The organism is Paenibacillus etheri, assembly GCF_001012825.1.
Lineage (GTDB): Bacteria > Bacillota > Bacilli > Paenibacillales > Paenibacillaceae > Paenibacillus_AQ > Paenibacillus_AQ etheri.
Window position 1 is genome coordinate 536,779 of record NZ_LCZJ02000018.1, and the last position, 20,559, is coordinate 557,337.

At 42.2% G+C, this 20,559-nt stretch carries 16 protein-coding genes; 13 read left to right on the plus strand and 3 right to left on the minus strand.

What is annotated here, in order from left to right; all coding sequences use genetic code 11:
- Positions 1-154: 154 nt before the first annotated feature.
- The 10 genes from UQ64_RS07975 (at position 155) to hcp (ending at position 15,961) form a co-directional block, all read left to right on the plus strand.
- Entirely contained in the window at positions 155-3,196 is a 3,042-nt protein-coding gene (locus tag UQ64_RS07975; RefSeq protein WP_167348462.1) for an RCC1 domain-containing protein, read from the plus strand.
- Positions 3,197-3,501: 305 nt separating this feature from the next.
- Complete coding sequence (locus UQ64_RS07980; protein ID WP_060622914.1) at positions 3,502-6,678, plus strand: GNAT family N-acetyltransferase; 3,177 nt, start codon at positions 3,502-3,504, stop codon at positions 6,676-6,678.
- A complete protein-coding gene (locus UQ64_RS07985) occupies positions 6,665-7,540 on the plus strand; it encodes an amidohydrolase family protein (protein WP_060622915.1) in 876 nt (291 codons plus the stop codon). Before UQ64_RS07980 ends, UQ64_RS07985 begins: the two co-directional genes overlap by 14 nt.
- 64 nt (positions 7,541-7,604) lie before the next feature.
- Positions 7,605-8,216 carry a LysE family transporter gene (locus UQ64_RS07990; protein WP_245237886.1) on the plus strand — a complete coding sequence of 204 codons (612 nt, stop codon included), beginning with the start codon at positions 7,605-7,607 and terminating at the stop codon, positions 8,214-8,216.
- A gap of 124 nt (positions 8,217-8,340) precedes the next feature.
- Complete coding sequence (locus UQ64_RS07995) at positions 8,341-9,741, plus strand: ADP-ribosylglycohydrolase family protein (RefSeq protein WP_060622917.1); 1,401 nt, start codon at positions 8,341-8,343, stop codon at positions 9,739-9,741.
- Positions 9,742-9,813: 72 nt separating this feature from the next.
- Positions 9,814-10,632 carry a CAP domain-containing protein gene (locus UQ64_RS08000; protein WP_245237887.1) on the plus strand — a complete coding sequence of 273 codons (819 nt, stop codon included), beginning with the start codon at positions 9,814-9,816 and terminating at the stop codon, positions 10,630-10,632.
- Positions 10,633-11,042: 410 nt separating this feature from the next.
- Positions 11,043-11,468: a MarR family winged helix-turn-helix transcriptional regulator gene (locus UQ64_RS08005; protein WP_042189684.1), complete on the plus strand. Its 426-nt coding sequence runs from the start codon at positions 11,043-11,045 to the stop codon at positions 11,466-11,468.
- 154 nt (positions 11,469-11,622) lie between these two features.
- Positions 11,623-13,008, plus strand: a complete 1,386-nt coding sequence (locus tag UQ64_RS08010; RefSeq protein WP_060622918.1) for an MFS transporter — start codon at positions 11,623-11,625, stop codon at positions 13,006-13,008.
- 166 nt (positions 13,009-13,174) lie between these two features.
- The gene (locus UQ64_RS08015; RefSeq protein WP_060622919.1) at positions 13,175-14,575 is read left to right on the plus strand and encodes an MFS transporter; all 1,401 of its coding nucleotides are present in this window, start codon (positions 13,175-13,177) and stop codon (positions 14,573-14,575) included.
- 93 nt (positions 14,576-14,668) lie between these two features.
- Positions 14,669-15,961, plus strand: coding sequence for a hydroxylamine reductase (hcp, locus tag UQ64_RS08020; RefSeq protein ID WP_060622920.1), 1,293 nt, complete (start codon positions 14,669-14,671; stop codon positions 15,959-15,961).
- Positions 15,962-16,163: 202 nt separating this feature from the next.
- On the opposite strand, the gene UQ64_RS08025 is transcribed toward hcp, so the two are convergent.
- Positions 16,164-17,054: a LysR family transcriptional regulator gene (locus UQ64_RS08025; RefSeq protein ID WP_060622921.1), complete on the minus strand. Its 891-nt coding sequence runs from the start codon at positions 17,052-17,054 to the stop codon at positions 16,164-16,166.
- Between the two features lie 157 nt (positions 17,055-17,211).
- Here UQ64_RS08025 and UQ64_RS08030 point away from each other — a divergent pair, with 157 nt between their 5' ends.
- The gene (locus UQ64_RS08030) at positions 17,212-17,796 is read left to right on the plus strand and encodes a sugar O-acetyltransferase (protein WP_060623266.1); all 585 of its coding nucleotides are present in this window, start codon (positions 17,212-17,214) and stop codon (positions 17,794-17,796) included.
- An 86-nt stretch (positions 17,797-17,882) separates the two neighbouring features.
- The gene (locus UQ64_RS30715) at positions 17,883-18,050 is read left to right on the plus strand and encodes a hypothetical protein (protein ID WP_156417488.1); all 168 of its coding nucleotides are present in this window, start codon (positions 17,883-17,885) and stop codon (positions 18,048-18,050) included.
- Positions 18,051-18,107: 57 nt separating this feature from the next.
- Here the strand turns inward: UQ64_RS30715 and UQ64_RS08035 are convergent, their stop codons facing one another.
- Complete coding sequence (locus UQ64_RS08035) at positions 18,108-18,581, minus strand: hypothetical protein (protein ID WP_060622922.1); 474 nt, start codon at positions 18,579-18,581, stop codon at positions 18,108-18,110.
- Positions 18,578-18,871 carry a hypothetical protein gene (locus tag UQ64_RS08040; protein WP_060622923.1) on the minus strand — a complete coding sequence of 98 codons (294 nt, stop codon included), beginning with the start codon at positions 18,869-18,871 and terminating at the stop codon, positions 18,578-18,580. The genes UQ64_RS08035 and UQ64_RS08040 overlap by 4 nt, the downstream gene beginning before the upstream one ends.
- Before the next feature lie 152 nt (positions 18,872-19,023).
- Between UQ64_RS08040 and UQ64_RS08045 the strand changes: the two genes are divergently transcribed.
- The gene (locus UQ64_RS08045; RefSeq protein ID WP_060622924.1) at positions 19,024-20,292 is read left to right on the plus strand and encodes a hypothetical protein; all 1,269 of its coding nucleotides are present in this window, start codon (positions 19,024-19,026) and stop codon (positions 20,290-20,292) included.
- Positions 20,293-20,559: the final 267 nt, after the last annotated feature.

A 20,559-nucleotide genomic window follows, 5' to 3' on the forward strand; every position in this document is an offset into this window, starting at 1 on the left:
ATAATATTCCTAAAGGGGAGTGGTGAAGTTTAATACAGCAAGAGGGTTCATGAATTAGAAATTGGTTAGAAACATTGCGTTTATTAAGGATGCGAAGGAGTTTAGAGAATATACTATGAATTTATTTAAGAGAGTGGTCCCAAGGAATATAACATTGATTGTTTTAATACTACTGCTAATTACCGGAACGTTTATTACCGCAGTTCCTTCTGCTAAAGCCTTAGAAGTAGGGAATCAGGATGCTAATACCGGTGTGAAAGTGCAAAAGATTGTTGCTAGCAATCTTCAATCCTATGCTTTAGATACCCAAGGAAATCTGTGGGCTTGGGGTCAATATAATAACTTTGGGGAGATAGGGAACGCAGTTCCTCAAGAAGTTTCTTTCTTTAAAGATAAGCCAATTAAAGATATTCAAGGTGGCAACCAATTTCTACAGGTGCTTCTAAAAGACGGTACGGTATGGGGACGGTTTAACTATTCAAAAGATACTGCATCATTTAGTCAGATTAAAGGCCTTAAGCAGATCGTACAGATCAGCGATGCCGCGGCGTATGTTTATGCCACACAGAGTGATGGTACCGTCTGGTTGTATGTGCCTTCTGAACCCGGCAAAGCAGCGGTAAAAAGACCTGAGCTTTCAAATGCTGGCTTTAAGGCATTCTTTGATACATACGCTATTAAAAACGATGGAACAGTCTGGAGTATCGGTAATAAATCATCGGTTCCTATCCAGGTTGAAGGTCTTTCTGGTATCAAAAAGATTATAGATGGACAAACGAATCAGCCCAATTATGCTTTGTCAGAAGAGGGACAGGTATGGGGCTGGGGTGTCTCAACCATTTATACTTCAAGTCCAAACACAGGTGTAATCAATCTCAAGCTTCTGCAGGGAGAAGAAGGTGCAGTTGAACGGATTGAAGGGTTAGAGGGCATTCAAGATATTACTTCTGGAGAGAACTTTTACACCGTTCTGAAAGAGGATAGGACAGTCTGGGCCTGGGGTTTCAATGATCGAAACCAACTGGGAGATGGGACTACCAAGTATTCTGTGCAACCGGTCAAGGTTTCAAATCTGAACAATGCCGTTGGATTGAGTAACGGATGTATGGCGGCTCATTCATTTGCGCTTCTGGCGGACGGAAGTGCTGTAACTTGGGGAGATAACTCCAAGCAGCAGTCTGGTACCGGTTCAGATCAAAAGACTATTCCTACTCCGCAAGAAGTTGCCTTTTCCGCGTTAACAGGGGATGCAGAGAAGCAGTTCACATTTACTTTTGATGGTGTTAAGGGAAACGAGCTAGGGCAAGCTGCAAGCAATGGTAAAGGTCTGGTTATTATTCCTAAGCTGACGGGATTACTTGTATCTAAAGATGGAGGTGCAACCTGGAGTACAAGGCCTTTACCGATCAATTCAAGCAAAATAAGTATCACTTATCAACATGATCGCTTCTTTTTAAGTGATCAGAATTTAAGCTTGCCTCATCTGTATTATTCTTTGGATGGAGAAAAGTGGATCGAAACAGCAGTTGAACTACAGTCATCGGTATTGAAAGCTCACACGATCACTTGGCAGAATAATCAATTTATTCTGTTGTCTTATCCGGATCAGACCATGAAGACGGAAGTTTACACTTCCACGGACGGAAGTATGTGGAACTTGCAAGGAACGGTTGGTGAACGTCTGGATCAGATTTACTGGAACGGTAAGCGTTATTTAATGACTTACGGGGGATATGCGTACTATGGCTCCGCGAGTACTCGAAATCAATTCCTTTATATTCCGAGTGATAAACGAAATGTTGAGCTGATTGTGTATACATCCGATAATTTAAGCCAGTGGACCCAACAGTCTGGTAAAGTAAATAACAATCTGAAATATAAAGCAACAATAAATGGAAAACCGATTCGTAACTATTGGTTGACCTTTGATGAGCTTCAGTCTGATGGCACACTTGTATTTTATGATACCGAAGGCAATAACCTCAGTACTAAGGATGGGATTAATTTCAAGCTTGTGAGAACTTCAGATATGTTCTCCGGTCTGTACAGCCGCAGCGAAATATTCTGGAATGGCAAGCAATACCTAATCTATGCTACTCGATTTCGCGAAGAGGGTATAGTGTTTGTATCCACTGATAAAGTGAATTGGCAGCAGCAGAAAATTCCTAATATGCCTCTGGGGATGATGGTGACCTATACCGGGAAATATTTTGTTGGTTATTCGGGTACCCGTCTGGCCGTATCCAAAGACGGTTTAAAGTGGGATTTAAAGCAGAGTGGGAAGCCAGATGCTTCCTTCAATCAGGTTGTAAAAGGGAACGGAACATATGTAGCCGTTGGATCACTCTATACGTATGCAGTTCCAACTGTTGCAACTAGTAAGGACGGAAAGAATTGGCAGCAGATTCTGCTGGGTAACAGGGAGGATACTACAGTAAACGGTCTGACCTCCGTGGCTTGGAACGGTAACGTTTTTGTAGCGGTAGGATTGCAATATGCCTGGACATCCAAAGATGGTATTGCTTGGAACAGAAACAATAAGCCTCTGGATGCCGAAATGAAACATGTGATTTGGACTGGCAAACATTATGTAGCTATCGGGCATGCTAAAGGCAATGATAAGAAGTCGATGATTTACTCTTCAGAGAACGGAACAACCTGGAAAAAAGTCTATGACTGGTCTGGTAAGCTGACGGACATTGCAACTCATAACGGAACCACTGTTGTAGTCGGAACTAATGGCAGCAAAGCCATCGTTGTGCAGAGTACTAATTTAACCAAATGGAATCTGCAGACCTTTACACTGGGGAATGACCTTCCTAATTGGAAGCAACAGCAGAACGACTATGAAGAAGCTTACACTTTCTTGAATGTACAATGGGCGAAGGATAAATTCATCATTGTATCGGATCATATTTATAGCTCAACTAATGGTCTGCAATGGACAGCAGTAAAGGGACAATATGATGAATATATAAAAACCCATGCCGCCAGCAGTAACGCTAGTAGATTGGTCTGGACAGGAATAGATTACCGGTTCATAAGCAGCAACAGAATTGGAGTCTCGAAGGATTTAAAGAGCTGGGACTTTTATGAGCATAATGAATTCTATAATTTTAATGAAATGCTTTGGACAGGAACTGATATGTTGGTGACTGGAGCTGGTGGATTGCTAGTGCATTTGCGCGAAAACTAATAGATTACGTAACGGGCGATTCTCACAAGTGATTTAAACTATTAGAAACCTTATGGAAAAGACGAAACGTATTACATCAACAACTATGCGTTTCGTCTTTTGGTATACATGAAATAAATAATCAGACCAACGAAATTTTGATGGAGCAGAAAGAATTTTTTATCAAGTTCTTTACCTCGTAACTGCCTTCCAATTAATAGTATAATAAGAACTCGTAGGAGTTATTTGAATAAAGTTGTAGAGATGTTATATAGACTAACTTTGTACGAGTACATACTCTATTTGAGGAATAAGGAGATGAGAACATGACTTTAAAGACTACAGCGGAACAAATCCGCATTATAGAATATGATCCCTCTTATGCCAAGGCGGTCGCAGAAATGTGGAACCGTAGCAACGAAAGCTGGGGTGGAGGCACCAATCAGAGAACAGAGGATACAGTTCGCCGCGAGATGGAGATCTCGTCCAATCTGAATGTGTTTCTCGCCGTTGATGGTGAGGAAGTGGTAGGCTTCTGCAGTTTTGCCCATTACCGTCAAGACGAAGGAGCTTTGTATGTTCCGCTGTTGAATGTACGACCTGATTATCACGGATACAAGGTAGGCCGTAACCTGATTTTGAACGCTGTTCGCAAAACAATTGAAGCAGGCTGGCCGCGACTTGATCTATTTACTTGGGCAGGAAATACCAAGGCCGTACCGATGTATAAGAAATGTGGATTCTTTTGGGAAAAAAATGAGGATTACGTTCATCTGATGAACTTTATTCCAACGGTTCTGCAAACGGAGGCACTCGCTCCCTATTTTGAGCAGCTGGATTGGTATGCAGATAGTACCCGTGAACTCCCCATTCAGCCGGATGGCCGCCGGGAGCATGGATTTGATTTCTTCGATTACACTTGGCAAAAGGGAGAACTCTCCTTACGCGCAGAATTCGAGAAGACCGGTCGCGGCCTGACGGCTCTTGATACACCTGACTATGAAATCTCCACGGAGATTGACGATCACGATCTTGTATTCGGTTCCACCTATAAGATTCGCTATCACATCAAGAACCGTTCGGCGTCTGATCTGGCCATTGAGATCAAAGGCCAAAATGACAAAAATATTCGTTTTGTCTTGTCTGCTGCACCAACGCTCGCGCCAGGAGAAACAGCTATCGTAGAAGGGGAGTTCGAGCTTGATCCGATTCGTGAAGAGCAAAACGACAAGAAGACTCACCCCGTAGTTATGAGCAAATGGATCATCGGCGGTAAACACGCTGAGTTCCGTATAGGTGTTGCTCCTAAATTCCCACTGAAAATGAATATGGAGCTGCCAACCCGTGAACTGTATCCGGGTCTTCCGGCTGATTTATATTTGAATGTTGAGAATAACTTTGCAGCGGAAGCGGAATTTTCTTTTGATTTGCCAGAGGAAGAATTTTTGACGTGGGCGGATCGGACGGTAAGCTTCTCGGTTCCAGCTAAGAGTAAGGCTTCCATCCGAGTACCCTTTACCCTAAATTTATATGGCCTTTATTCACGGGATATTGAGGTGACGGCCGTTCCGGCTGGAGAGAAGGTAGTCTCCTTCATCAGCAAAATATCTGTGCTAATGAAAGGAACACATGGCCGCTTTGGTGGGGAACACGGGGATCAGTGGGTGGCTGTAAATGGTGCCTATTCCGTTCATCTCAATAATAACGACAATGGGATGTGGATTGAATATCCCGGCTCGAGCCATAATTTCTGGTTGACCCATCCAAAGTTAGGTAAACCATTCGCCGAAGAATTCTCGAAGAAACAGGCTAAAGAAGTAAAGATCTATTCGGAAGGAGAGGGTCAAGTTCTAGAGACTCTTTATGAATCCGATGAATTCCCGGGTCTGGAGATAAAAAGAGTGGCTAAGCTCTTTGCAAACGGAATCGCTGAGTTTTATAGCGAGGTATGCAATACTAGTAACCAAACGTTGGAAGAGGATATGTATCTGTTAACGAATTTCGGATTTTTTGGTAAAAGGCTCATCCTGCCTTATCAAGGTCATTACGTAGATATGGGCGATGCTTATTCGGGTGATCCGAGTAGTTGGGACAGCGCTCAAATCACGGAAAATTGGTTGTTCAGCAAGGAAGAGAATGTCACATGCGGCGTTTGCTGGGACCCTTCGCTGAAGCTACTTCGTCCGGAATATCCACTTGGACTGGAGCATAATCTTGGTCAAATCTCTGCTGGAGATGTTGTACGAACAAAGACGCTGGTGTTCGCTTTAAACACCTTCCTGATGTGGTCGGATTTCCGCACCTTTGCACGGAAGCAGTTGAATCCGATCACACCGGTGTTGGATGATCATCTTGAATTAACGCTCGGCGGTGGAAATCCGTTTGCGGCAGGAGCCCTTCATGCAGAGCTAGTCGAACGAAAGATGACATCGCTTGATGGAAGCCTCGAGCTGTATGTACAAACGGATAGAGGAGAGGAGCAGAAAGTCGCTGAGATGGAGCTGCAAAGAGAGCAGAATCTGCACTCCGCGGGCTTTGAGCTCTCACCTGAGGAAGCGGAATCTTCTTCAGAACACAGCCAATCAAGTCAGAAGGTTCGAGTCGTCTATCGTGGAGAGGATCGTATTCAAGAGCGATCAGGCCTCTGGTTCCCTCAAACGGAAACAGGAGCCATTGTCTATGACATAGAAGAGGGATCCGCGGGTCCTATTTACACTGTGAGCAACGGAGTTCTTTCTATTGCAGCTGCTCCTGACTTCGGCAGTGTTGTGCATTCCCTGAAGCACCATGGTGAAGAATGGCTGGATAGCTCCTATCCGGAAGCAGCACCACGTTCCTGGTGGAATCCTTGGCACGGTGGACTCGGTGTGGATATTTCAGGCATTGGTGGATTTAGTCGGTTGGAGGAGCCAAGAAGCGCAGCTTGGACCGAGCAGAAGGATGTTCAGGGGAATGTATGGAGAGGATTACGTATCACTACTTCGATCGAGAAGCAGGAAAAGAACCGAGGAATTGTTGTTAATCAGCATTACCTTATGCTCCCCGGCGTCTCTGTGCTCTGTGTGTTGCATTCTGTGACTAATGACAGCGGAATGACCCTGCCGAATTATTCGCTGTCGGAGGAAAATTATATCAAACCTTCGCCAGTCTATGCCGAAGGATGGATGGAATTCTCCAAGGAGGGCAAGTTCTTATTAGGAACGGTAGAAACCTATCTTGAGGCCAAGGGACTATTGCGAATTGGTGCATCTTCGCGTAAGGATATGCTGCATATGGTGAGCAGTCATCCGAATCAGAGTGCCTCGGCGTATGTGAACAATAAGGTATTTAATCACGAGGTGCATCATCATCTTCCGCTTCTAAATGGAGAAACCGTTTGGACACAGCCGTCCTTCCTGATCATGGGAGAACTCGCTCTGAATTCAGAGGATGTCCGCAGTCTATTGAAGCTGACCTTTGCTAGACCTACTGACGAAAAGGAGATCTTAAATGCCGATCATTGATATTCACATTCATCTGTCGGACATCGACAGCTTTCATCAAACAGCACTGGATCTCTCCAAAGTCGATTACACTGCTGCTGGGCTCAAAGCGGAGTTTGATAAGAACGACGTTGTACTCGGCATTGGAATGGGGGTCACGGAGCAGACGAAGGGAGCTTTCCCAGACTCCACTTCCCCTAATCCGATGGGTCTTGACTTGGAAGATACTGTGCCGCCTTTCTTAATGGAATGCGTGGGGATCAATCCGAACATGCTTGGAGGAAAGGATGCTCTTGAGGAGCTGGACCGAATTGAGGCACGGCTGCAAGCGCCCGAGGTAGCCGGTATTAAGCTCTATGCCGGGTACTATCATCATTACGTTTATGACAAAATCTATTCGCCAATCTATGAGCTGGCAGCCAAGTATGGCACGCCTGTTGTCATTCATACCGGTGATACGTACTCGATGAATGGATTGCTAAAGTATGCACATCCTCTTACCGTGGACGAATTAGCGTTCCAACGACGTGATGTGAATTTTATGATCTGCCATCTTGGCGATCCGTGGGTGATGGATGCCGCCGAAGTGGTGGCCAAAAATCCGAATGTCTATGCTGATTTGTCCGGCCTTGTGGTCGGTGATCGACCTCATTTTGAACGGTTCATGAATGAACCTCTGTTCATGGATCATTTTCGCCGGGCGCTGGTGTACTCCGACCACTATGAGAAAATGTTGTTCGGCACGGATTGGCCACTCGCTCCTATTGACCTGTATGCGGAATTTGTCCGCCGACTTGTCCCTGAGCAGCATCACGAGAAAGTATTTTACGAGAATGCCTTCGCCTTATTTCCACGCATCCAGCAGCGGATTGCGGCGCTCTAAGGCTCTATAACGGTATAGCTGATTTACTGTTGATATCTTAGAAAGAAGTGATCCCAAGGTTTAAGTGCCTTGGGATTTTTTGAGATATAATTTAGTGTTTGTTTCTTTGTTTTTATATGCATTTGTTGCAAGTTTTACTCCGGGACCCAATAACATTATGGCAATGGCTTTTGCAAACCAATTTGGGCTGAAAAAAACAATGAAATTTTGTTTAGGAGTGGGTACAGGATTTTTTATAATCATATTGTTATGTTCCTACTTTAATCTACTTTTGAATAATTTTATTCCACAAATTAAATCTATTATGACTGTAATAGGCGGAGTCTACATGCTGTATTTAGCAGTTAAAATGATTAGAAGTAACCAACCAGAAAGTGATGCAGCCGGAGATAAACACAATAGCTTTATTGCGGGAATGCTTTTACAATTTATCAATCCAAAAGGGATATTATATGGGATCACAGTTACATCAACATTTATCCTTACCTATCATTCTTCATCTTTTAGATTATTGAGTTATTCTTTAGTTCTTGCTCTCATCGGTTATATGGGCACTTTTTGTTGGTGTTTGTGTGGTACTCTTTTCAAAAAAATGATATCTAAATATAGAAGTCAATTTAATGTACTGATGGGACTATTGTTAGTGTATTGTGCAGTTTCGATAGTGTTGGGATGAAGAATAGTTAAGGGAAAATTAAATTTGACCAATACTTTTTTATACAGCATCTTTTACTTCTTAAGCTTATGATATTGATGTATTGTGAATTGTGGATAGATAAGGAGACAAAGGAGGATACAATATGTTACCATCACTCACATTTCTTAAACTTCAATTGGAGGGGATTCTGCGTAATAAATTCGAGCAGGGGCATCAAACCTCCGGTTATTTAGCCAAGTTGGAAAAGCTTCCTGCAAGCTATGATGCCTATCTAGAATTCGCCAATAGCTTGGCTGTCATTCCAATGAGGGACAATTGGCCATATTATGAGCCGAACGATTTAGATGAGATATGGCGGGAATGTGATCCGGCTCGACCTCTAGGTCAGGTCGGAATTTTGAATCTGAAGGATAGCTCCAAGCGTGTAGAGGCAGGATTCCTCGCTTCAGTCTGTGGCTCAATGTTAGGTAAACCGATAGAGGTAAATCCTAGCTTGTCGGAATTACGTCAAGCGTTAACTTCTGTAGGGGAATGGCCACTGAATGATTACATTTCTGAAGAAATTCTCCATGCGCTAGATCGTCGTCATTGGTCTTGGTTTGAGACGACACGGGGACGAATTCGTTATGTGGCACCTGATGATGATATCAATTACACATTAATGGGAATGATGGTGCTAGAACAATTCGGTGATGGTTTTACGAAAAGAAATTTAAGAGATTTATGGTTAAATCATCTTCCGATAAGTACAACTTGGGGTCCGGAAAGGGCTATTTTGATGCGATCAGGGATTAGCTATTTGGAACATGATAAGGAACTATTCAATCATTCTGAAATAGAGGCTTGGCCTGATTTTATGGTACAGGGGACGGAACTATGCGGTGCGGCGATTCGTGCAGATGCTTACGGATATGCCTGCCCTGGTCAACCTGCTCTGGCTGCTGAGCTAGCTTGGCGGGATGCAAGTTTTACTCATCGCCGGACCGGCATTTACGCCACGATGTTCATTGCTGCTGCGATTGCTGTCGCTCAGGTGCTGCGCGATCCCATTGAAATAATCAATACTGCTCTGCAATTCGTCCCTAGAAGAAGCCGATTCTATGAGATTACTAATGATTGCCTTGAGATGGTAGCGAATGCAGATGATTGGCTGGAAGCGTATCAGAGCATTAACCATAAGTATGCGAATTATTGTCACTGTGATGTTTATCAGGAAATAGGAACCTTAATTAATACCCTGCGATTTGCAGACAATGTTGGCGATGGAATATGCAAGCAGGTGATGCAAGGCAACGATACGGATAGTTTCGGGGCAACGGCTGGCTCTTTGCTCGGGGTTTATTTCGGTCCTGATAGTTTGGAATCAAGATGGCTTAAGCCTTTTCAAGATCGGATTCATACGGGTCTATCTAATTTTCATGAGCAAAGTCTTTCCTGTTTGACGGAGCGGATGGGGCGTTTACCAGAGCTGCTGCAGACCGGTCAATATCAAGTTCAACCTAGTGAGCTCTATGTGAACAAGAATACGGATCTCGATACATAAAAAACTTACAAAAAATCCACCGCAAGCAATGTTGCGGTGGATTTTTTTGCTTTTTCTTTTTTTGAATTAAAGATGAATAATTCAATCGTGCTTTACAAAAACTTTATTCGATTAAGTCAATACTTTGCCAAATCAGGAGGGGTCGTTATTAAACCATTTATCGTAATAGTAGCGCTATTGCTCGTTACAGCTTGTTCGGGTAATCAATCAGCCAACAACCAAATGACCACTCAACAAACGAAGGTTGGACATCATGCTGGCAAAACAGCTACAATGTCAAACTTAACTCAAGCGTCTTCTATTTCCACAGAGAATGCAGGGAATTCTACGATTAAGACTAAACAAGTACCCGGCGATGTATCGAAATGGCTGGATGGTTTTATCCGTACTACTCCACCTACAGGTGGTACAACAGCGGATCAAAATACTTATCCGCAAACATCCGCTAAGCCACAATACTCTGCTAATCCGCAACAATCGGCCAATCCACAATATTCTGCTAATCCGCAAAGCTCCACCAGTTCATCGGCATCTGTGCAGAAAGTGTTGGAATTGGTGAACAAAGAAAGAACAAACGCAGGTTTGAAACCCCTTAGTTTGAATAGTGAGCTGTCGAAAATGGCTTTGGCCAAAGCGCAGGATATGTCCGACAACAATTATTTTGACCATCAGTCACCAACTTATGGATCTCCGTTCGATATGATGAAGGCCTTTGGGATCTCCTATAATACAGCAGGGGAAAATATCGCCAAAGGCCAGTCGAGCCCGGAAGAAGTAATGAATCAATGGATGAACAGTCCTGGTCACCGTGCCAACATCCTGAATAGTTCCTTTACTGAAATTGGAATAGGTTACTACAACAGCGAGTGGGTTCAAGAATTTATTGGTTAGTACGATCAGCAATATAAACGTCACATGTTAAAGTTAATTTTGAAACCCCATGTCATCACACATGGGGTTTATTAGATCAAAATAGATGTAGTTAATCACTATTTGGTCTGGTACCATACTGGAAAGTATCGATATTAGCAGATGAATGAATTCTTCATAAAGAGGAGGGGGGACATTGGAAATAGCAAAGATCAGTCTCTGTCAGTTGCTTATCCTTGTGTGAATGTTTGAAATCGTGAGCGCGATTATCTCGGGATTTGGTGCGGAAGCTAAACAAGATGCGTGGATTACCGCAATCCCAGGGATGCTCAAATGGGAGCCTTGTACAGTTTTACGTTGCATTTATCAGCCTTTACAATTATACTCGTCATAGCAACTATAATCATGTCTATTATCTGGGGGCCATACCATTGGAATTAGAAAAATACATAGGCGTAATTGTACACCGGGCAGATTTGAAGCTTAATAACTATTATCAGAAAGTGGTTAATCCCTTTGATATTACGGTGGACCAGTGGGAGATCCTCGTTATTCTTTGGGAGAGTGAAGGGATTACTCAAAAAGATATTGCTGAAAGATTATATAAAGATCAAACGAACATTGCACGTATGCTCTTCAAGCTTGAAAAGAAAGGCTTTGTTCATCGTGTAACCCATGAGACGGATAGAAGATCTTTACGCGTATATCTAACTTCTAAAGGTCGCGAAATAAAAGATGAGATTCTTGCGCCCTCTCTTGAAGCCTATAGAAAGACCATTGAAGGGTTAACTGAGGAAGAGGTTGAAACCTTTAGAAGGCTACTTTCTGTCATTCATAATAATGTAAAGGATTTATAGTAGATCTTGTTTAAAAATTGAATGGATCGACACAACCCAATTAGTTGCTATGACGATTATCGTCAAGACTATTTGTTTTGGATCATTTGTTTTGTTATTGTCTGATACTTGCTATAGCAACTAATGCTTCGACAATTATAAGGAGGACACAAAGATGAGGACAAACAATAATAAAATCGGGATTTTTGATGCCCAGTACAGAGCGTTGACAATCGGTATTATTCTGGCAGTTACAACAGTAGCATTCGAGGGGTTGGGGGTTACGACGATTGCACCAAAAGTGGCGCAAAGTTTGAATGCGATCCATTATTATGGTTGGATTTTTAGTGCATTTCTTTTATTCCAAATCATTGGCACAATGGTCATTGGACAGCAGATTGATAAGAATGGTGTATATAAATCATTTGTCATTTCGATTCTAGTTTTTGTTGGAGGTATCGTTATTGCAGCAACTTCCTTCAATATGTACATGTTGATCATAGGCAGAGCTTTACAAGGTTTCGGAGCGGGTGCGCTTATAACTTGTGTATACTCCAGTATTACTTTAAGTTACCCTGACAGTCTAAGAACAAAAATACTTGCAGCATTCTCCAGTGCTTACGTTCTTCCTGCATTGATTGGTCCATATATCGCAGGGCTTTTAGCTGAACATCTTTCATGGAGGTTTGTGTTCTGGCTTGTTCTGCCGTTCATTGTTCTATCTGTATGCTTAACGCTCCCATTATTTCGTAAGTTACAAACTGAAAATACTAATACTTCATCGACTAAAAGAGGGAAGTATAAAGAAATATACGCAATTTTATTAACATTAGGAACGGGGCTGCTATTAGCTGGATTAGGGTTTTTACCTTATTGGAAGGGGATTGTGATTTCAGTTTCAGGGGTCTTGATTATGATTCAACCTTTACGGAAACTGCTGCCAGAGGGTGCTTTAGTAGTTAGAAAAGGTTTGCCGGCAACCATTGTTACTAGAGGGCTGTTTGTTGCGTGCTACTCTGCTGTTGAAAGCTATGTTGTTCTAGCTCTAACAAATGTTAAAGGGTTATCGGCAGATGTTGCGGGCTTAACCGTTGCTGCTGGGGCTATAAGTTGGTCAATAGCAGCGTGGTTGCAATCCAAGCTTGATGAACAAGACCATGGGAAGGGCCGTAAACAACGGGTGATGATCGGCGTTGCTTTTATGATTGTCGGAGTTGCGCTGGTCATAACCGTGATAGGAATTTCAGGTAATGGAATCGTGCTCGCAGTGTTCTCACAAATACTTACCGGTTTTGGAATAGGGTTGGCACATCCAACCACGGGAGCTATTGCGCTCCAGCATGCCGAAGAAGGCGAAGCAGGTTCAATTTCAGCGAATATTCAATTTATTGATGCGTTTAGTCCTGCACTTAGCATTGGATTAGGCGGGGCCTTAATTACCATTAGTGATACCTTTGGATGGGGTGTAATGACAGGAATCATGTTGGCTTTATCCATCCAGCTTCTTTTCGTAATTTTAAGCTTTATAGCTACTTTCCGAATTGCGAAGAAGGCAACCTGAAGCAGAGATAATATATGACTGTGGAAGCAAGGGGGAAGACAAGGCTGTACTGGCTGGGGCCTATTTAAACATCTCATATCCCATCTTTATGGGATTGGTCCTAGCAAGGGATCTACTTATAATTGTTAGTAATTCTTAGACAAATATAAGTGGGGACGGGATCAGCATGAATATTGCAAAAAATACAGAACTAACAGGCATGCGGAGGCAGCGGCTGGGGATGATGGCGGCTATTTGTATGGGGGCTTTTATTTCCCATTTTACAGCCGGAATTATGAATGTATCGCTTCCTTTTTTTATAAATCATTTTCAGACAGAGCTGGCAAAAGGATTGTGGATTACAACAGGATACTTACTAGTGATTACTGCACTTCTCCCTGTAATGGGGAAATTGGGTGATCGCTATGGGTTTCGTCGTATTCACAATCTCGGATATGTGATTTTTACGGTTGGTTCGATCTTGGTCGCTTTTTCACCTAATCTGCCAATATTGCTTGCGCTTAGAGTTGTGCAGGGTATAGGTGCTGCGATGTTCCAAGCAACGAATATTGCACTCATCACCATTCATATGCCGAAAGAGCAGAGAGGACGTGCGCTCGGAATTCTGAGTACGGCTGTCGCACTGGGCGGGATGACCGGTCCAATTGCGGGAGGTCTGATTGCGGAGTGGTTCAGTTGGCAATGGCTATTTTTGATCCATGTCCCTGTGGCGATTGTGGCTACAGTTATGGCCTATAGGTACATTCCGAGCCGCGTGCAAGAGCGTAAGTCGGGAACTGTCAGCATCGTGGGGGCTGGCTTGTTCATGGTATGGATCACCTTGCTGCTTCTCGTTATAACAAATGGGAGCAAATGGGGTTGGATGTCTACGCGGACAATGGCGAGTTTGATGTTTTTTTTCCTGCTTTTGGTCACGTTTTTATTATGGGAACGGAGACAAAAGACACCTTTTCTACCTCTTCGGGCTCTGAGAATTCCTGCTGTGGCGGGTGGTTTGATCGTTAGCTGTGCCTCTTTTATACTTTCTAATACATTGCTAGTCCTTATTCCATTCTATTTGATGGGAACAACGGTTCAATTTTCATCCTCCACGACGGGTTACATTATGGCGGCTTATCCTATTGCATTGGCCTTTGCAGGTCCTCTTGCCGGTTACTGGTCCGATCGTTATGGCTCTCGTCAGCTGATGCTTATGGGGCTGAGCTGCATGGGAAGCGGGTTCGTCTTGTTGCTATTATTTTTAGAGAATATCCGGGTGTATGGAATTGCTGCGATTCTATGTCTTATCGGACTCGGGATGGGGCTCATTGCTTCTCCGAATAATAGCTATATTATGCAGCAGACGCCTAGGGAACACGTAGGTTCGATTGGAGGAATAATTGCCTTAACACGAAATGCGGGTATGGTTTTTGGCTCAGCGCTTGGACTTGGGATGGTGAGTGGAGAGATAGGGCAGGAGAGTCCGCTTCAGGCGTTCAAAATGGTTTTTGGGATTAATATTTTCATTTGTATGAGCGTTATTATATTGATGGTTGTTATTAATAGACGGCCATTTAAATCTGCTTGATCTAAAAAAATGTGTGTGTAATCACAACTCAAGGTTTGGTGTTCTGTTACGTTGAGAGTAACGAAAGATTATCTAGATATGGGGGATAACGATATGTTTTGTTACCAATGTGAACAGACACCGACTGGCGGATGTACCGTTGTTGGAGTATGCGGAAAAAATGAAACCATTGCGAGTTTGCAGGATACGATTATTTTTGCCTTAAAAGGAATTGCAGCTTATGCGACACATGCCCGGCAGTTAGGATACATTGATCCCGAGGTGGATCGTATTACCCACGAAGCTTTGTATATGACCTTGACGAATTCGAACTTTAATACGCAGGAGCATTTGGAGATGGCGATGAAGGTTGGAGATGCGGCGGTTCGTGTCATGGATCTGCTGGATCGTGCGCATACAGATCGCTTTGGGATTCCACAACCAATCACAGTTAGCCAGAATAAAATAGAAGGTCAATGTATTGTGGTGACAGGCCATAATTTGTATGCGCTGGAGGAATTGCTACAGCAGACGGAAGGAAAGGGCATCAACATCTATACTCACTCGGAAATGTTACCTGCCCATGGTTATCCGGCGCTTAAGAAGTATAAGCATCTGAAGGGCAACATCGGCAAAGCATGGTATGATCAGCGCAGACTGTTCGAGCAGTTTCCTGGTGCGATTCTTGCAACTACAAACTGCGTGATGCCGATTAAAGGCACGTACGCAGATCGCTTTTTCTCATATGAAGTAGCAGGACTAGAAGGTGTAGCGAAAATTACGAATGAGGATTTCTCCCCTCTGATTAATCGTGCGTTGTCATTACCTGCAGCTGATGTAGAGTCAGATCTGGTACTTACGACAGGATACCATCATGAAACAGTAATCGGGTTGGCACCAGAGATCATTCAGGCTGTCAAAGACGGGCATATCCGCCGGTTTTTCGTCATTGCAGGCTGTGACGCGCCAGGTAAAGGTGGGAATTACTATCGCGAGCTGGCAACTTCCTTACCGAACGATACCGTCATTTTAACCACTTCTTGCGGAAAGTTCCGCTTTAATGATGTGGATTATGGAACCGTTGGGGACACGGGCATTCCTCGTTACATTGACCTTGGGCAATGTAATAATTCCGGTTCTACGGTGAAGATTGCGTTGGCTCTGGCTGAAGCATTTGAGTGTACAGTGAACGAGTTACCTGTCAGCATCGTACTATCTTGGTTTGAGCAAAAAGCAGTAGCTATTCTGCTGGGCTTGTTCAGCCTTGGCATTCAGGACATTCGCATTGGGCCGAAACCGCCGGAGTTCATCTCGGATGGGGTGCTAGATGTGCTAGTTGATCTTTTTGGGTTGAAGCTGATTACTACTGCCGAGGAAGATATGAACGCGATGTTGGCGTTGTCATAAGTTAATAGAGGCGCCAAAAACTCGAGAAATATGAAGTGTTGCGTGTCACTGTTTAAGGAATAACATTTAATATTGCAAGACTAAGCTCAAGCTGAGGATAAAGCTTGGGCTTTTCTTGCGTCTTAAAGGATCTTCTCAGTCGAGCTAACATACAACAAACGTTACGACTAGGAATTCGCTTTTAAAGAGTTATTGTCTACAATTAAGAATTGTATATTTTTATATTGTTACGAAGCTGATCTAAAAATTTATTTGCTGCTTTAGAAAACACTTGATGTTTTTTCCAGATAATATTTAAATTAGCCTCTAATTTGGGGATTAAAGGTTTAAAGCAAAGCTTGCTATCTCCTGATGTATTAATAAGTTTATCCAAGCATAATGCATATCCAATATTTTCTTCGACCATTCGTGCAGCATTGAAAAGCAGATTATAAGTTGCGACAATATTGAGATCCTCAATATTCGCTCCAAACCATCCTGTGAATTCGTTACTGACAGCAGTTTGACGTGAAATCAATAGTGGTTTATCTATTAAATCTATTGGCTGAATGAACTGCTTATACGCTAAAGGACTATCTTTGAGCATTAATACACCCCAAACATCAGTAGCTGGTAATTTTATGAAATCGTATTTTTGTTTATCAGTGGGCTCTATGACAATGCCGAAATCTAATAATCCAATGTCTAGCCTGCTAGTAATATCGTCAGCATTACCACTGTATAAATCAAATCGAATACTTGGATAATGTTCAAGTAATTCTTTTGATGCTCTCGCAATAAAATTCATAGCTTCAGTTTCACCACCACCAATGTAAATTTCTCCGCTAATCATTTCTTTGGATTCCTTAAAATTGGCTTCGGTTTTATCCACTAGCTCAACGATTTCCTTCGCTTTTTTAAATAAGTATTTGCCTTCATCTGTTAAAGTGATTTTTCGATTTCCTCTTTCAAATAAAGTTGCTCCTAATTCTATTTCAAGGTCTTTTAATTGTCTTGATAATGTAGGTTGAGACAAATGTAGCAGTTTTGAAGCAGCCGATATATTCTCTTCATTCGCTACAGCTATGAAATAGCGTAACACTCTAATTTCCATAACAATCTCCCTGTTTTATCTATGCTTGAAAGGCATGATAACGTATTTGATATAAGTATTAGATATTCGAATCATATCAACTTATGATGTGAATGAAAAGGTTGAACTTTTAAAGGAGGATTTATAGATGGTTATAAAGGATAAAGTGATTTTTAAAATGGATATGAAAGATTTTATAGATTTTTGTAAGAAAGGAAATCCAATTTCGGGTGAGAATAAAGAATTGCATGAATTATTAACTCAATGCAGTTATCAAGCTCAAAAGATTACAATGGAATTGAATACATCCTATCATTCAAAAGAAGAAATTGTGGAGATTTTCAGTAAACTTACAGGCACTGAAGTTGATTCGTCTTTTATGTGTTTCCCGCCGTTTTATACAGACTTTGGGAGGAATATTAACATAGGAAAGAATGTGTTTTTCAACACAGGCTGTTCCTTCCAAGATCGAGGAGGAATTAGTATAGGGGACGGTACAATGATTGGTATGAATGTCACAATTGCTACACTTAATCATGGGTTACCTTTAGAAACGAGAAATGTAACTTACCCCTCTCCAGTTATCATTGGGAAAAATGTATGGATTGGGTCAAACTCAACCATACTGCCCGGGGTGACGATTGGAGATAACTCTGTTGTTGCTGCAGGAGCAGTTGTCACTAAAGATGTTCAAGAGAATACTGTCGTTGCAGGAGTACCAGCAAAAGAGCTTAATAAAATTATCAATAATTTGGAAAACTAAATATGTATAGTGGAGTGCACCCCTTAGGATAGACATTGGAAAAACTCCTGGGTAAATTTCGATGTAATTCTAGGGGGGCATTTTTTATGCCAGCAATGAAAGGTCAGAAGTTTAAACATTATCCTGAGTCACTAAAGGCGGAGGCCGTTCGGCTTTTTATCGAAGATGGATTGGTGTTATTGCAAGATTACAGAGCGCAACGAAAACTAAACAAGCTGACTCCTGTTGAGTACAGGAGCCAGCTTAAACCCTAGGTCTTTTTTGAATGTCTACTAAATGGGGGCTTGACCAATTATACTGACGGGGTTTTGCTATAGGATCATCCCCATTTCACGGAGTCTATCTTTAATTTTCTTTAAACGAGCTTCTTTTTCGGTAGCTTCAGTCAATACCTCCACTGAAGTTTCGTTATACTTTTTAATAATCCTCTTTAAAGTTAATTCTTTCATTTCCCTTTTACTGTGCATTGTAACACGAGGGACAATGATGTAGTTTTCTATGGACTTGGGATCTGCAGAAATTCGTTCTAGTAAATGAAGTAGAAGCATCAGTCTTTTGTGTCCCAACCCCCGAACCAGGTATAGTTCTTTCCATGTGGAATTTAATAGATGATCAAGGTCTGTATATCCCTTGGAGTATAGAGCATTTATGAGGCCCGTTAAATTTGGTCCCCGTTCTTCTACATAAGCCACAGCTACAATACAAGCAATATCCTTACTATAAAGATGCGCTGGAAGTGGGAAAAATTGTATTAATGCCGCATTTCCATCGATGATGTCATTCATGATGATTTACCCCAATAAAATATATGGTCACTATACACGTTTAGTATTCTGGCAAGCTCCTTAGGAACAGGTTCCAGATGTTCTGGTAGCTCACAAATGAGTAATGGTTCGCCAATATCGAGAAGAATAGTTTGTGTTCCTTTTGCTAGCACAATGCCGATCTTATCGGTATGTAAACCGGAGGTTATACGAGTGCGAACGCCTGGTGTTAAATCTTCAGTTTTCAAAATTCCCATCTCCCCTAAGGTGAATTGTCCTGACTTGGTACAATCGATTAATGTACTCTGCATTATTAAACCCCAAGCTACTGATCATTTTCTGAACACCAGCAAAGCACATTACATAAGCTCGTAGAATATGTAGCATATATGATCCGCTGCGCTTCATAATCACCGCTATGTAATGGTATGATGTAGGCATTAAATTTGCGGGGTGCACTGATATGGATATCCGAATTAAAGAACTAGTTAATGCTACACAGCAAACCTATGGATTGGACAACTACTACTTACATACAAATGAAATTTATCGCGAAGTTACGATGCTGGGAGAGACGGATTATTTGTTTAGTATGGAATGGTTTCCTTCTCATATTAAGGAATGGAAGGAAGATTATAATCCGGAGGGAACTGCTGTCATTACGCTTGACTTGCAATCCCGTAACTATAAAAGTGTAATTTTTGTTGGAGGGAAATCTTATGCAAATGGGACACCGTTCCAAAACATTGAAATAAACGGCGTTATTCAGTGGATGGAAGCTGAAGTAGGGCTAGAATATGGTAAACAATTCTACCTAGTGAAGGAAGAAAGAGGAGAATATCTTTTTGCCGAATGTATAGACGGTGTACCCATCTCCCCCAGCGGGCGAATGGAGCTCCGCTTCGATGCGGAAGGTAGGATAATTTTTTATAGTGTATATGGCCAGTTTCCTTCCAACTCTCTTGTGCAAAAAGAAAATTATTCTCTCACGCTCCAAGCGGTAGAGTCATTGGCGAGAAAGCAACTACAGCTTATAGAATATCCAGTGTACGAGATGAAGCATCTCCTGCCGATCTATGGAATAGAAGAAATCCACATTACAAATGATGGAACAACCACAATCCCATTTGAGATGATATCAGGTACGAGAGCACGACTGAATATTGATCAAGTAATACATTGGGAGCAAGCGAACACGGAACCGTTTGAAAGGACGGAGATCCGTCTGCAAGAAGTAGTTACAATCGAACAGGCAGTAGCACGTGAGCCGCATCCAGATTCATTTTCAATCACAGACGTAGAACAAGCCCAATGTATAACTGCAGTTGAAACAGGTTTAAACCAACTCTATCCGGATGAATCCGGACAATGGATACTGAAGGCTTTACATCGGGAAAGAGGACATATTCAAGCAACACTGAGGATGAAGGCGCCAAGTAATCGTATTTTCCAGCGTAAGATCCTTTTGTTCATCGATGAGAAAAATTATAAGGTTATAAATTTTATGGATAACAAGCCAATGCTCGATACGTTTGATGAGTTCCAGAGCGAAGGAGAAATTGCTGTGAGCCATGACGAAGCTTATGACAAGCTCAAGGGATGGTTCGAATTAACACCCGTCTATGTGTATGATCCTGGGCAGAAGAAGTATGTGCTGTGCGGGAAGCTGGATTGTAATTATGCCGTGAAGGCCACTAGCGGAGATGTGGTGGAGTTGGGTAGTTTGGAATGATGGTGAAGACACTTTTATACTGAGTAGGACGAATAAAGATTATGGGAATGAAGTATAGTAAGGTGATGCTAATATAATAATATGATTAGAACTTATTAATTTTGTGAGTTAACTAAGTAAAGTACTTAGCTTATTTAACTTCTCCATAATTCTACGATATATCAAACCTTCTTCAATATGAAGACGTATAGCACCTTTTTCTTCCTGTTAAATATAAGCGACTGACGTTGTTTGAAGGAGAGCCTAAAGGCGCTCATTTTTTTGAGC

Bases quoted from the DNA above. Each gene is read 5' to 3' on its own strand.
- UQ64_RS07980 (WP_060622914.1), top strand. From the start codon at position 3,502: ATGACTTTAAAGACTACAGCGGAACAAATCCGCATTATAGAATATGAT.
- UQ64_RS07985 (WP_060622915.1), top strand. From the start codon at position 6,665: ATGCCGATCATTGATATTCACATTCATCTGTCGGACATCGACAGCTTT.
- UQ64_RS07995 (WP_060622917.1), top strand. From the start codon at position 8,341: ATGTTACCATCACTCACATTTCTTAAACTTCAATTGGAGGGGATTCTG.
- UQ64_RS08000 (WP_245237887.1), top strand. From the start codon at position 9,814: ATGAATAATTCAATCGTGCTTTACAAAAACTTTATTCGATTAAGTCAA.
- UQ64_RS08010 (WP_060622918.1), top strand. From the start codon at position 11,623: ATGAGGACAAACAATAATAAAATCGGGATTTTTGATGCCCAGTACAGA.
- UQ64_RS08015 (WP_060622919.1), top strand. From the start codon at position 13,175: ATGAATATTGCAAAAAATACAGAACTAACAGGCATGCGGAGGCAGCGG.
- hcp (WP_060622920.1), top strand. From the start codon at position 14,669: ATGTTTTGTTACCAATGTGAACAGACACCGACTGGCGGATGTACCGTT.
- UQ64_RS08025 (WP_060622921.1), bottom strand. From the start codon at position 17,054: ATGGAAATTAGAGTGTTACGCTATTTCATAGCTGTAGCGAATGAAGAG.
- UQ64_RS08030 (WP_060623266.1), top strand. From the start codon at position 17,212: ATGGATATGAAAGATTTTATAGATTTTTGTAAGAAAGGAAATCCAATT.
- UQ64_RS30715 (WP_156417488.1), top strand. From the start codon at position 17,883: ATGCCAGCAATGAAAGGTCAGAAGTTTAAACATTATCCTGAGTCACTA.
- UQ64_RS08035 (WP_060622922.1), bottom strand. From the start codon at position 18,581: ATGAATGACATCATCGATGGAAATGCGGCATTAATACAATTTTTCCCA.
- UQ64_RS08040 (WP_060622923.1), bottom strand. From the start codon at position 18,871: ATGCAGAGTACATTAATCGATTGTACCAAGTCAGGACAATTCACCTTA.
- UQ64_RS08045 (WP_060622924.1), top strand. From the start codon at position 19,024: ATGGATATCCGAATTAAAGAACTAGTTAATGCTACACAGCAAACCTAT.